Annotated in this window: 14 protein-coding genes; 10 read left to right on the forward strand and 4 right to left on the reverse strand. The window is 52.8% G+C overall.

Annotated features, from left to right (window positions below):
• The first annotated feature begins 253 nt into the window (after positions 1-253).
• From E1H13_RS09035 to E1H13_RS09070, 8 genes are all read left to right on the forward strand, one after another.
• Positions 254-790 carry an ATP synthase subunit I gene (locus E1H13_RS09035; protein WP_278002503.1) on the forward strand — a complete coding sequence of 179 codons (537 nt, stop codon included), beginning with the start codon at positions 254-256 and terminating at the stop codon, positions 788-790.
• 62 nt (positions 791-852) lie between these two features.
• Positions 853-1602, forward strand: a complete 750-nt coding sequence (atpB, locus tag E1H13_RS09040; protein ID WP_169613085.1) for a F0F1 ATP synthase subunit A — start codon at positions 853-855, stop codon at positions 1600-1602.
• A gap of 148 nt (positions 1603-1750) precedes the next feature.
• On the forward strand, positions 1751-1996 hold the full coding sequence (gene atpE, locus E1H13_RS09045; protein WP_169613086.1) for an ATP synthase F0 subunit C: 246 nt from the start codon (positions 1751-1753) through the stop codon (positions 1994-1996).
• 109 nt (positions 1997-2105) lie between these two features.
• A complete protein-coding gene (locus tag E1H13_RS09050; protein ID WP_169613087.1) occupies positions 2106-2588 on the forward strand; it encodes a F0F1 ATP synthase subunit B' in 483 nt (160 codons plus the stop codon).
• An 83-nt stretch (positions 2589-2671) separates the two neighbouring features.
• Complete coding sequence (locus E1H13_RS09055; RefSeq protein ID WP_169613088.1) at positions 2672-3193, forward strand: F0F1 ATP synthase subunit B; 522 nt, start codon at positions 2672-2674, stop codon at positions 3191-3193.
• Positions 3190-3747, forward strand: a complete 558-nt coding sequence (gene atpH, locus E1H13_RS09060; RefSeq protein ID WP_169613089.1) for an ATP synthase F1 subunit delta — start codon at positions 3190-3192, stop codon at positions 3745-3747. Before E1H13_RS09055 ends, atpH begins: the two co-directional genes overlap by 4 nt.
• 65 nt (positions 3748-3812) lie before the next feature.
• Complete coding sequence (atpA, locus tag E1H13_RS09065; protein ID WP_169613090.1) at positions 3813-5330, forward strand: F0F1 ATP synthase subunit alpha; 1518 nt, start codon at positions 3813-3815, stop codon at positions 5328-5330.
• A gap of 78 nt (positions 5331-5408) precedes the next feature.
• Complete coding sequence (locus E1H13_RS09070; RefSeq protein ID WP_169613091.1) at positions 5409-6359, forward strand: F0F1 ATP synthase subunit gamma; 951 nt, start codon at positions 5409-5411, stop codon at positions 6357-6359.
• A gap of 174 nt (positions 6360-6533) precedes the next feature.
• On the opposite strand, the gene E1H13_RS09075 is transcribed toward E1H13_RS09070, so the two are convergent.
• The 4 genes from E1H13_RS09075 to E1H13_RS09090 all read right to left on the reverse strand — a co-directional run bounded on the left by E1H13_RS09075 (position 6534) and on the right by E1H13_RS09090 (position 11592).
• On the reverse strand, positions 6534-7061 hold the full coding sequence (locus E1H13_RS09075) for a DUF2996 domain-containing protein (protein WP_169613092.1): 528 nt from the start codon (positions 7059-7061) through the stop codon (positions 6534-6536).
• Between the two features lie 325 nt (positions 7062-7386).
• On the reverse strand, positions 7387-8457 hold the full coding sequence (gmd, locus tag E1H13_RS09080) for a GDP-mannose 4,6-dehydratase (RefSeq protein WP_169613093.1): 1071 nt from the start codon (positions 8455-8457) through the stop codon (positions 7387-7389).
• Positions 8458-8617: 160 nt separating this feature from the next.
• Positions 8618-9670, reverse strand: a complete 1053-nt coding sequence (locus tag E1H13_RS09085; protein ID WP_169613094.1) for a folate-binding protein YgfZ — start codon at positions 9668-9670, stop codon at positions 8618-8620.
• Between the two features lie 11 nt (positions 9671-9681).
• On the reverse strand, positions 9682-11592 hold the full coding sequence (locus tag E1H13_RS09090) for a fumarate reductase/succinate dehydrogenase flavoprotein subunit (RefSeq protein WP_169613095.1): 1911 nt from the start codon (positions 11590-11592) through the stop codon (positions 9682-9684).
• Positions 11593-12009: 417 nt separating this feature from the next.
• On the opposite strand from E1H13_RS09090, the gene E1H13_RS09095 reads away from it, so the two are divergent.
• Both E1H13_RS09095 and E1H13_RS09100 read left to right on the forward strand, forming a co-directional pair.
• Positions 12010-12285, forward strand: coding sequence for a (2Fe-2S) ferredoxin domain-containing protein (locus E1H13_RS09095; protein ID WP_169613096.1), 276 nt, complete (start codon positions 12010-12012; stop codon positions 12283-12285).
• An 11-nt stretch (positions 12286-12296) separates the two neighbouring features.
• Positions 12297-12899: a PAS domain-containing protein gene (locus E1H13_RS09100; RefSeq protein ID WP_206070264.1), complete on the forward strand. Its 603-nt coding sequence runs from the start codon at positions 12297-12299 to the stop codon at positions 12897-12899.
• The last annotated feature ends 3 nt before the right edge of the window (positions 12900-12902 follow it).

The following is a 12902-nucleotide window of genomic DNA, read 5'->3' on the forward strand; positions in this document are numbered from 1 at the left end:
TTTGGGGCGATCGCGCCCAGCCTCTCCCAGGCTGTTTGCCTTGGCCTACCCCAGAACCTGACACCCTCAGCAAAGGGAGCTAATTTCTGCCCGTTAGTCCTAGCTCAGCACCCAAGCTAGGGGAGGCGCTGCCCCCAAGGCCGGCCAAGACCGCGTCCGCTCTGCTCACTACTGCCAACTCCACCAAGCTGGCAGAGAACTAAAACGGGAGCAGGAGATTTCTAGAAGAATTCATCCATTAAGTATTGTTGCCGTGATATTATCGTCTACGGCCTGCAAGTCAGGTTCAACCCTCTGGCAGCAAGGATTATTTGCTTTCGTGGCTTCAACACCCCCCGATTCCACCACTGATATTCAAGATGATGATTCGGCTCAGGGCTTAGATAACCAGAGTGAGGTAGTCGTTCTGCCTCCTGCTTCTGATACGGCCATGGAAGAGTATTACCGGCTTCAGCAAAATTTGCTGATTTGTACGCTGGTATTTAGTGCATTCATATGTGTAAGTGTATGGATTGCGTATTCTTTGCATATTGCTCTCAATTATTTAATTGGAGCGTGCGCTGGTGTGGTTTACTTGAGGATGTTGGGCAAAAATGTCGCTAGCATCGGGCGTGGCCAAGCAAGGGCAGGAAGCGGTCGGTTAGCTGTTTTCGTCGGCTTGATTTTGGTGGCGACTCAGTGGCAGCAACTTGAGGTGGTGCCAGTTTTTTTGGGTTTTTTAACCTATAAAGCGGCTCTAATCGCTTATACCCTGTGGACGGCTGTCCTTCCTGGGCAATATGTCGATTGATAATTCCTCAGCTTAGCACGTTTTTCCAGGCAAGTTTTGCGGAAAGTTTTGGTTTGGTAGAGATGGCACTGGATATGTCTATATTTCCTCCCCTGCCCTTGGCAAAGTTAGAAGTTGGTCAGCACCTCTATTGGCAAATTGGCAACCTTAAAATACATGGTCAAGTTTTTTTGACCTCATGGTTTGTGATTGCTGTGCTGATATTGGTATCAATTCTGGCTACCCGCAATATCCAGCGGATCCCGACAGGCATGCAAAACTTCATGGAGTATGCCCTGGAGTTTATTCGCGACCTCGCTAAGAACCAGATCGGAGAGAAGGAGTATCGGCCTTGGGTGCCATTTGTTGGTACGCTTTTCCTGTTTATCTTTGTCTCTAACTGGTCTGGTGCGCTCATTCCCTGGAAGTTGATTCATCTATCCTCTGGTGAATTAGCCGCTCCCACGAATGACATCAATACGACGGTAGCGCTAGCTTTGCTGACATCCTTGGCTTATTTCTATGCTGGCTTTAGCAAACGTGGGTTGGGATACTTTGCCAAATACATTGAGCCAACTCCCATCCTCCTGCCGATCAACATTTTAGAAGATTTCACCAAGCCCCTCTCTCTGAGTTTCCGTCTGTTTGGAAACATTCTGGCCGATGAGTTAGTGGTTGCTGTATTAGTTTTGCTGGTCCCTCTCTTCGTTCCCTTACCAGTCATGATCTTAGGGTTATTTACCAGTGCAATTCAGGCGCTGATCTTTGCAACCCTAGCAGCTGCTTACATCGGTGAGTCTATCGAGGGACATGGTGCAGAAGAGCATGAGTGACCTTGAATAGAGGCATTCAGTTTCGTCAGCTGATGCGTCAGGTTTCCATCAGCTGAGTTGGCCCCTAGGCCACATTGACAGAGACGCTCCCATGCGTTGTCTATGACCTGATTCGCTTGTTTTTGACTGTCTAAATCGAGGTAACCACATGGATCCTATTATCGCAAGCGCTTCCGTAATTGCGGCTGCTCTAGCCGTTGGCTTGGCTGCTATTGGCCCTGGTATTGGCCAAGGTAATGCGGCTGGTCAAGCTGTGGAAGGTATTGCTCGTCAGCCTGAAGCCGAAGGAAAGATTCGCGGCACCCTGCTACTCAGCTTGGCTTTCATGGAAGCACTGACTATTTATGGGCTGGTTGTCGCCCTGGTACTTCTCTTTGCCAACCCCTTTAGCTAAATCGGTTCAGCAGGGAAGGGGAACCTCCTTCCCTGCCCTTCTTTAAAAGTAATTACGAGTTTTACCGTGTTTAAATCCCCCTTGGGTTGCGGGAAGTGGGAGAAAAGTAATGAATTTGGTTTGGTTGTTGGCTGTTGAAGCCGTAGAAGAGGGTGGCGGTGGGCTGTTTGACCTAGACGCAACTCTGCCGCTGATGGCGGTGCAGTTTGTGATCTTAGCTGTGGTGCTCAACGCTTTGTTCTATAAACCGCTAGGTCAGGCTATTGATGAGCGTGACGGCTATATCAGTAGTAATAAGGTAGATGCTGCCGAGCGCTTAGCTAAGGCTGAGAAAATTGCTCGGCAATATCAGCAAGAGTTGGCCGAGAGTCGTCGTCAGGCCCAGGCCGTGATTGCTGAAGCTCAGGAGGCTGCTCAAAAAATTGCCGCTCAAAGTATGGCTGAGGCGCAGCAAGAAGCCCAGGCTCAGCGCGAGCAAACCCAGCGGGAACTGGATGAGCAGAAGCAGCAGGCGATGGCATCCCTAGAGCAGCAAGTGGATGGGTTAAGTCGCCAAATTGTCGATAAGCTACTGAGTTCTGTAGGGGCTTAAGGGGACTCCGCTAGAGTTTCTTTGATTCCACAGGTTGGCTGGGTAATAAGGTGTCACCAGCGTCGTTGACGGATAGTGAAGATATGATTACTGGTTGGTTTCTAGCAGAAGAGGGAGGAGTTGGTCTTAATTTCGATATTCTTGAGACCAACCTAATTAACCTCATTATTGTTCTGGGCGTTCTCTTCTATTTTGGACGCAAGTTTTTGGGTAAAACCCTGTCCACTCGTCAGTCGACGATTGAAGAGGCCATCGTTGATGCTGAAACGCGCAAGCAAGAGGCTGCTGCAGCTCTGGCTGAACAGCAGCAAAAGTTGGCTCAAGCTCAGGAAGATGCCAAGAAAATTGTGGCCGATGCTGAGCAAACGGCAGCTCGTACCAGAGAGAGTATTTTGGCCCAGGCTGAAATTGATGTGGAACGGATGAAGACAAATGCGGCCCAGGATTTAAGCTCTCAAGAAGCGAAGGTAATGCGCGAGTTACAACAGCGCATTACGGCTTTGGCCCTAGAGCGCTGCGAAGCAGAGTTGCCGAATCGGCTTAACGATGATGTGCAAAGACGTTTGGTTGACGCTAGTATCGCGCGGTTGGGAGGACAGTCATGAAAAATGGCACTGTAAGTTCTGAAATCACTGCGCCTTACGCCCAGGCGCTTATGTCCATTGCCCAGGATAATAATGTCACGGATCAGGTGGGTGCTGAGGCAGCTGAGCTTTTAGATTTGTTGGATAGCAGCGAAGATCTCCAGCAGTTTTTAGCTAATCCGCTGGTGGAAACTGAGGCTAAGAAAGCGGTGCTGAGGCAAATTGCTGAGGGTTCTGTCAGCCCCTTTGTCCTGAGCTTTTTACTACTTCTAGTCGATCGTGGGCGCATTCCCATGGTTGAAGATATTCTACGGCAGTACCAGGCTCTGTTGCGAGAGTTAAATCAAACGGTGCTGGCAGAAGTCACGTCTGCGGTGGATCTATCTGAAGAGCAGAGATCTGACATTAAGGCCCGGGTAGCCGGGTTTACCAGTGCCCGTGATGTGGAGTTGTCGGTTCAGGTCGATCCATCGTTGTTGGGTGGTTTAATTGTGCAGGTTGGGTCTCAGGTGATTGACGCTAGCTTGAAGGGCCAGCTCCGTCGTATTGGTTTGCAGCTGTCCGCTGCGACTTAAGATTCAGGGTTTCGTTTCCGTTGTCATATTTGTCATCGTTGTAAAGGTTTAGCAGAGCAAGTCCTATGGTTAGCATCAGACCTGATGAAATTAGCAGCATCATTAAGCAGCAAATTGAGCAGTACAACCAGGATGTCAAAGTATCCAATGTGGGTACCGTGCTTCAGGTGGGCGACGGTATTGCTCGGATCTATGGTTTAGAGAATGCCATGTCCGGCGAACTGCTGGAGTTTGAAGATGGCACTGTGGGGATTGCCCTAAACCTGGAAGAAGATAATGTGGGTGCTGTGCTAATGGGCAATGGCATCGACATCCGTGAAGGTAGCTCGGTTTCGGCCACTGGGAAGATTGCTTCTGTACCAGTGGGGGAAGCGATGTTGGGGCGGGTTGTGGACGCGCTGGGGCGCCCCATTGATGGTAAAGGAGATATCCAAACCAGTGAAACTCGTCTGATTGAGTCTCCTGCCCCTGGCATTATCGAACGGAAGTCGGTGTATGAGCCGCTACAAACTGGGATTACGGCTATTGATGCCATGATTCCCATTGGCCGAGGCCAGCGGGAGCTGATTATTGGTGACCGGCAAACTGGCAAAACCGCGATCGCGATCGACACCATCCTCAACCAAAGATCTGAGGATGTGGTCTGTGTGTACGTCGCCGTTGGCCAAAAAGCATCCTCGGTGGCCCAGATTGTAGATGTGTTGCGAGAGCGGGGTGCCCTAGACTACACCATTGTGGTTATGGCGAACGCCAACGATCCGGCTCCATTACAATATCTGGCCCCTTACACTGGTGCAGCTTTAGCAGAATCCTTTATGTACAAGGGCAAAGCTACCCTGGTGGTCTATGACGATTTAACCAAGCAAGCCCAGGCCTATCGCCAGATGTCCTTGCTGTTGCGTCGTCCCCCCGGTCGTGAAGCCTTTCCTGGGGATGTGTTTTACCTCCACTCTCGCCTACTAGAACGGGCTGCTAAGCTAAGCCCCGAGTTGGGTGAGGGGAGTATGACGGCCCTGCCAATCATTGAAACCCAAGCGGGTGACGTTTCAGCTTACATTCCCACCAACGTCATTTCCATCACTGACGGTCAAATCTTCCTGTCTTCTGACCTGTTTAACTCAGGTCTGCGGCCCGCGATTAACGCTGGTATTTCGGTATCACGGGTAGGATCGGCGGCTCAAATTAAGGCCATGAAGCAAGTGGCTGGTAAAGTTAAGCTAGAACTAGCTCAGTTTGACGAACTGCAAGCCTTCTCCCAGTTTGCCTCTGACCTGGATGTAGCCACCCAGAAGCAGTTAGCTCGGGGAGAGCGGTTACGGGAATTGCTGAAGCAGCCCCAGTATTCTCCCCTGCCAGTGGAAGAGCAGGTGGTGGTTATCTACGCCGGGATTAATGGCTACATGGATGATGTGCCGGTGGCTCAAGTGGTATCCTTCGCCCAGGAATTACGAAGCTACATTCGTAATAACAAGCCCAAGTTTGCTGAGCTGATTAAGACCGATAAGAAGCTCACTGACGAGAGCGAGTCCCTTCTAAAGGAAGGTATCACTGAGGCCAAGCAGGCCTTTATGGCAGCGGCCTAGCCTTGCCTGCCTTGACGCCAACCTTTCTAAGTCTGTTGTTAGAAGGGTTGGCGCTTCGATTACCGCTGAGGACACATAATGGCTAACCTGAAAGCAATTCGAGACCGCATTAATTCTGTCAAAAATACTCGAAAGATTACAGAGGCCATGCGCTTGGTGGCTGCGGCCAAGGTGAGACGGGCTCAAGAGCAAGTGATTGCTACTCGGCCCTTTGCTGATCGCCTGGCGCAAGTCTTGTATGGCCTCCAAAGTCGCCTCAAGTTTGAAGAAGCTGACTTGCCACTACTCAAGCAGCGAGATGTTCAAAGGGTTGCGATTCTGGTGATTTCCGGCGATCGCGGCCTGTGTGGCGGCTACAACACCAATGTAATTCGTCGGGCTGAGCTACGGGCCAAGGAGATTGCTAGCGAAGGGCTAGACTATCGCTACATTCTGGTGGGACGTAAGGCGAATCAATACTTTAAGCGTCGAGAGCAGCCGATTGAGGCGTCTTTCATTGGGATGGAACAAATTCCGACGGCGGATGAAGCGTCGCGGATTGCTGACGAACTGCTGTCGCTGTTTCTGTCAGAAGAGGTGGATCGGGTGGAATTAGTGTATACCCGGTTTGTTTCTCTGGTGAGTTCACGCCCCGTAGTTCAAACCTTGCTACCTTTGGATCCTCAAGGTTTGGAAGCATCTGATGACGAAATCTTCCGCCTAACCACCCGGGGTGGGGCATTTGAAGTAGAGCGGGAAAAATTACCAGCTCAAGCGCCTGCGTCTTTTCCCCAGGACATGCTGTTTGAGCAAGATCCGGTGCAAATTCTGGATGCGCTCCTGCCCCTGTATTTGAACAATCAGATTTTGCGATCGCTGCAAGAGTCGGCTGCGAGTGAGCTAGCGGCTCGGATGACGGCGATGAATAACGCCAGTGACAATGCCAAAGAGCTGGCTAAGACTCTGAACTTGACCTATAACAAGGCTCGGCAGGCGGCTATTACCCAGGAAATTCTGGAAGTCGTCTCTGGTGCCAATGCTCTTGGTTAGGGTTGGTGAGTTGCCCATGCTATTGACCATGAATTTTGGGGCACTCCAGGACATAACCCTAGAATCTGCACCCACGTCCTAGTTCTACTCAGCGAAATAACAGCAAAAGCCCCCAATATTGGGGGCTTTTGCTGTTATTTGAATATATCGGTCCACCACAGCCCATTCGGGGGCTCAATTGCGGGTTAACCACTTCTGAGCGTTGAGCCGCTGCACAGTGTACAGCACCATTAAATCCAAGTTGACTCTACGCTCATCCCCCATGAACTGTTCAATGGTACTGGGTTGAGACCCTTTGTCAGCAAAATAAAATACCTTGGAACTCTTGATGTCGTCTTTGGTAAAGGCAATATTGAACTGGCGATCGCCCCCTTGCCACTGCCCTTGAACATGCCAATACGGTTCTGAGTCATCGATGCCAATGACAGCTAGGGGGCGCTGATCCAAGCTGAGCTGGATATCATCAATACCTTCCTCCTGCAAGGCTGATTGCAGGGACGGAAAGAAGTGCTCCTGAATAAACTCAGGGAAGGGCTTATCTTCCACCGGAGGCGGCTTTTCCTTCTTTTTCGCCTGGGCTTTAGCCGCTGGTTTTGTATCCCCCTGAGAGGAATCCCCCTTGGCAGAGTCAGCCTTAGGGGCGGGGGTAGTCTGGTTAGCATTAGACTCGGAAGCAGACTTAGACGTTTTTTCGTCGACCATAGGGAGAAAACCCTGAACACATCAAGAATAACAATGACCCCTGGGAAAGATTGGGTCCAAGCCCCAGTGCCCCATTCAGCTTAGCCGGAAAGTTGCCAGCCTGACTGGAAAGCAGGGGGTAGTGAAGCCACGATTCTTTCTCATACTAGAGGAAAGGCTTTCAAAAAGCATCCCAAATTGCAGCGCGGCACCCCAGACGCTTTCAGAGGTCAAAAGCATACAGACCAAGCCCAGTTCAAGATCTGGAGGTTTCCCACGGGCAGAATCCAGGGCTGGCCTTGGCTCTGGTTTAATCTACTGGCGCTTGACCTCTGGGTTTCTGTCCTTAGGGGGCTAGATTCAGGATGGCTTTACGAATGGTAGCCGTATTGTCAGTGTTCTGTCCCTGAGTTACCGGAACGCCCACGGCCTCTAAATCAGCATCAACCATCAGCGTTACCAATTCCTCAAAAGAAACGCTGGGTTGCCATCCCAATTTTTGGTTAGCTTTGCTGGCATCACCAATCAACAGTTCCACTTCGGCCGGGCGTAGATAGCGGGGGTCAAACTCAACATAGTCATGCCAGTCAAGGTTGACATGGTGAAAGGCCAGGTCTAGGAATTCTTTGATGGAGTGGGTTTCGTTGGTGGCCACCACATAGTCGTCGGGCTGATCTTGCTGGAGCATCAACCACATCGCTTTGACATAGTCTTTGGCGTAACCCCAGTCTCGTTTGGCATCGAGGTTGCCCAGGTACAGTTTTTTTTGCTGTCCGGTGACAATCCGGGCTACGGCACGGGTGATTTTGCGGGTTACAAAAGTTTCTCCCCGGCGCGGCGACTCATGGTTAAACAGAATGCCATTGCAGGCAAACAAGTTGTAAGACTCGCGGTAGTTCACCGTTTGCCAGTGGGCGTACACCTTGGCACAGGCATAGGGGCTGCGGGGGTAAAACGGTGTGGCTTCGGTCTGGGGAATGGTTTGTACTTTGCCAAACATCTCTGACGACCCAGCCTGGTAAAAGCGCACCTCTAAATCAGTCCGGTGTTGATAGTCACGAATCGCTTCTAAAATCCGCAGGGTGCCCATACCGACTGAATCGACAGTGTACTCTGGCGAATCGAAGCTGACCCGCACGTGGGATTGAGCGCCCAAATTATAAACTTCGTGGGGTTGGACCTGCTCTAACAGGCGCCGCAGCATCGTGCCGTCAGTCAGGTCGCCATAGTGCAAGAAGAGCCGCGCATTTTCGTTGTGCGGGTCAACGTACATATGGTCAATGCGATCGGTATTAAAGGTGGAGGTACGGCGAATAATGCCATGAACCTCGTACCCTTGGTCTAGCAGCAACTCTGCTAAGTACGAACCATCTTGACCAGTAATGCCGGTGAGCAGAGCTCGCTTAGACTGAGTCATACCTGAATGCCCAAAGAACAGTTGACGGGAGATTAATGATCGATTAACCCATAGATTAATCAATTCTGGCAGTATAGACCTGAAAATGCAGCTGGTTAACCACAAATTCATACCACATCAAAGAGACAGGAGTATGGCCCAGACAGTTCCAGGGCATCTGCTAAGGGGCTAAGTAGCCCCGAGACACAAAGGGCAGATCGACAATGGTGCCTTGGCTGCTATCGACGGTGACCGTTAACCCTGCCCCCCCAGCTTTAGTGCGAATGTAGCCTAGGCCTAGATAGCCATCCGGAGTATTGACCACACTGGTTAGGGTGCCGACCTTGTCTTCGCCCACATAGATCGTGGCCCCGGGGGAAGCATTCTCATTGAGTTGGATACCCCAAAGCTGCTGCTTTACCCCCTGGTAGGTGTTCAGGCGGGCGATGGTTTCCTGGCCGATGTAGCAGCCCTTGTCAAAGGCGATGGTTTGCCAGAGGCCAGCTTCTAGAGGGTTATAGTCGTCGGTGAGCTCGGCCCCAGGGCTGGGGCGACCTTGGTGAATGCGGAGTTGGGTCCAGACGGCTTCTCCAGCCGCGATCGCCCCAGCCTGGGTCAATTTAGTCCACAAATGATCGCTGCCTTCGACGGGCACCAGTAGGGTGTATCCCGGCAGGGCTAGTCCACTACCAGCGGCGACTCTAACGGTGCCATTGCCTAGGGGGGCGCACCCGTGATGCCCAGCTTCTAAGTCGGTATCGATAGCAATGCTACTATTCTCCAAGACTGAGCGGCTGTCGGGACCCAGCAATGAAAAGATAGCCATCGCTGGGGTGAGGTTGGTCAGGGTGACTTGATCCGCTGGAAAGATATAGCGGTCCATCCAATCCATCAGTCGCTGATCTTGTCCGGGGGAGGTGAGAATCAGCACACTGTCGTCAGTGATATAAGCCGTGGTTAGATCGATGGTTCTGGCGGTGGAGGTGACAAACACGGTGTCGCAGCTTTCCCCAGGTTGGCGCTGGTTAAAGCTGTTGGTGGTTTGGTTGTGGAGAAAGCGCAGGCGATCGCGGCCTGACAGTTGTAGCACGCCCCAGTGGCTGCGATCCACTAAGACAGCCCCTGTGTGGGCCGCCGTTAGGGCCACCGGATCATTCCCGAAACTGGTTGGGATACCGGCCGTATCTAAGGTTGCCCCTTGAGCTTGCTGTACATCTCGTAGTGGTGTGGTCATCCGTTAGTTCCTTATTTATAACTGCGCTGGGTGAGTTGGACCTGCTCAAATTGCAGGGGTTCTGAGTGCAGGGTGGGCGTGCGATCGCGCCCTTGATACTCCCAGGCGGCCACACAGGCGAAGTGTTCGTCGTCCCGCTTCGCTTCGCCGTCCGCCGTTTGATACTCTTCTCGGAAATGGCCACCGCAGGACTCCTCCCGGTACAGGGCATCCCGGGCCATGAGTTCCGCCAGTTCCATAAAGTCGGCCACTCGTCCGGCAAATTCCAGGGTTTTGTTCAAGGTGTTGGCCTCGCCGGGCAGCTTCAGGTTCTGCCAGTATTCGCTGCGCAGGTCCTGAATTTGGATAATGGCCTGCTCTAGGCCCTCCCGGTGGCGGGCCATGCCCACGTTATCCCAGACAATTTGCCCCAGTTGACGGTGAAACGTCATCACCGTTTTGTTGCCCTGAATGGTCAGCAGTCGGGTCAGCCGCTGTTCCACGCTGGCCTCAGCCTCGCGGAAGGCATCGTCATCGGGAGTAACCGGGGGTAAGTTTTGATTGGCAACATAGTCCCCCAGAGTGTAAGGGATAACAAAATAGCCATCGGCTAGCCCCTGCATCAGGGCACTGGCCCCAAGCCGGTTGGCCCCATGATCCGAGAAGTTGGCTTCCCCCAGCACAAACAGGCCAGGGATGGTGCTCATCAGGTGGTAGTCAACCCAGAGGCCGCCCATGGTGTAGTGGACGGCGGGGTAAATGCGCATCGGCACCTGATAGGGGTTTTCCCCAGAGATGCGCTGGTACATGTCAAACAGGTTGCCGTAGCGGGCAGCGATGGTGTCACGGCCTTGGGAGGCGATCGCATCCCGAAAGTCCAAATAGACCGCTAGGCCAGTGTCACCCACCCCACGCCCTTCGTCCGTTATCGCCTTGGCATTGCGGGAAGCCACATCCCGAGGCACTAGGTTACCAAAGGCCGGGTAGCGGGTCTCCAAGTAGTAGTCTCGCTCCGCTTCAGGAATATCGTTCGGGGGGCGGCGATCCCCCGGTTGCTTCGGCACCCACACCCGGCCATCGTTACGCAGCCCTTCACTCATCAGCGTCAGCTTCGACTGGTAGTCCCCCGAGACCGGAATGCAGGTGGGATGGATTTGGGTAAAGCAGGGGTTCGCAAAAAAGGCCCCCCGTTTATGGCAACGCCAGGCCGCCGTCACATTCGAGTTTTTGGCATTGGTAGAGAGGTAGTAGACATTGCCATAGCCCCCCGTACACAGCAAGACTGCATCCCCGGCATAGCGCTCCAGGGCGCCAGTGACCAGGTTGCGCACCACAATTCCCCGGGCTTGGCCATCGACCACCACCAGATCCAGCATTTCTCGCCGGGGATACACCTCGATCTGGCCGGTCTGGACCAGGCGCATCATGGCGCTATAGGCCCCCAACAGTAGCTGTTGCCCCGTCTGTCCCCGGGCGTAGAAGGTACGCGATACCTGGGCGCCGCCAAAGGAACGGTTATCCAGCAGGCCGCCGTACTCTCGGGCAAACGGCACCCCCTGGGCCACACAGTGGTCAATGATGGCACTGCTGACTTCCGCCAGGCGATGCACATTGGCTTCCCGGGAGCGGTAGTCCCCCCCTTTGATGGTGTCGTAGAACAGCCGCCAAACGCTGTCACCATCGTTGGGATAGTTTTTGGTGGCGTTAATCCCCCCCTGGGCGGCAATGCTGTGAGCCCGCCGGGGAGAATCCTGGATGCAAAAACTTTTTACCTGGTACCCCAACTCCCCTAGGGTGGCCGCCGCCGAAGCCCCAGCCAAACCAGTACCCACCACCAGAATGGTGTGTCGTCCTTTATTTTTGGGGCTAACTAAGCGGCAATGGTCCTTAAAATGGCTCCATTTTTGGTTGAGGGGACCAGGCGGCGTGCGAGGGTCAAGCATAGAGACTCAGGACATGGAGGAACGTGGGAAAATACCAGGAGCGGCCAGATGCAGGATCTGCCATTGAGTTCAGATCAGGCAGCGGGAACAGCGGCAGGCGGTCACGGGCAGTTGTTATTACTAGACTAGACTAATTCAAGTTCAAGCCTGGCGTTCTGCTTGTGGGTAAACGCCAGATCCGAAGCGGGACCTGGTATAGCAGGACTTGGTATAGAACTGAAAAAAAGCTGATCAAATGGGGCCTGGCGAGAGGGTTGACCGAGAATGAAATTAACCGCGAGCCCAGTTTCCAGTCTCCAGTCTCCAGTCTCCAGTCTCCAGTCTCCAGTCTCCAGTCTCCAGTCTCCAGTCTCCAGTCTCCAGTCTCCAGTCTCCAGTCTCCAGTCTCCAGTCTCCAGTCTCCTCTCCCCCTAGCTTATGGCTAAAGAAAATCTCTTTCTATGCATGGGTTCTGCCTGTCACCAAATGGGTGTCTATGATGTGCTGCCCAAACTTCAGGCTTTGATTAAAGATCATGGGTTGGCCGATACAATCGAGCTGAAGGGGTCCTTTTGCCTAGAAACCTGTAGCCAGGGCATTGTGATGAAGTTTCAGGACCAGCGCTTTGCCAAAATTAGTCCTCAAAATGTAGATACCGTCTTTACCGAAAACATTCTGCCAGCGGTGCGAGCCGCCACTGCCCATACTCCCTAGGATCTGTGCCCATGGCTAATTCTGCGTCTCCCCACCAGGCGAGTAGTATGAACCCCACCCAGGGGACTGAGGCTAGCGATCATCAGCACCTGTGGCAGTTGATCTGGGAGTATGACCCGAATGGGCTGATTGTGGTGGATGCTAACCTCTACATCAAGCTGGTGAATCCGGCCTTTTGCCGGATGTTTCAGGTGCGATCGCAAGATGTGATTGGCGAACCTGCATCCACCATCTTGGATGACACCAGCGACTTTCGTCGGGTTTGGGAAACAGGGGCCGTGTTTCGGAGCAAGCCCAGAGAATTTCCCAAATATGACCTGTTGGTGAGTCAGGTGATCTTCCCCATTCCTGAGGAAGGCATCATTGCTTGCATCATGGCCGACTACAGTCATCAATTGATGGAACGGCGAGAACTGATCGCGATCAAGGACGAAACCATCAAGAATGTGAACCAAGTTGTCGACAACCAGATGAAAGTCGTCCAAGAGATTGCCGGACTGCTGGGTGAAACCACCGCCCAAACCAAAGTGAGCCTCCTGAAGATTGTGCAAATGCTGCAACATGAAGCGGTCGATACGGTGATACCGTCTGAGACCAAAGACAATGAGCCCTAGGTC

The organism is Nodosilinea sp. P-1105, from assembly GCF_012911975.1.
Lineage (GTDB): Bacteria > Cyanobacteriota > Cyanobacteriia > Phormidesmidales > Phormidesmidaceae > Nodosilinea.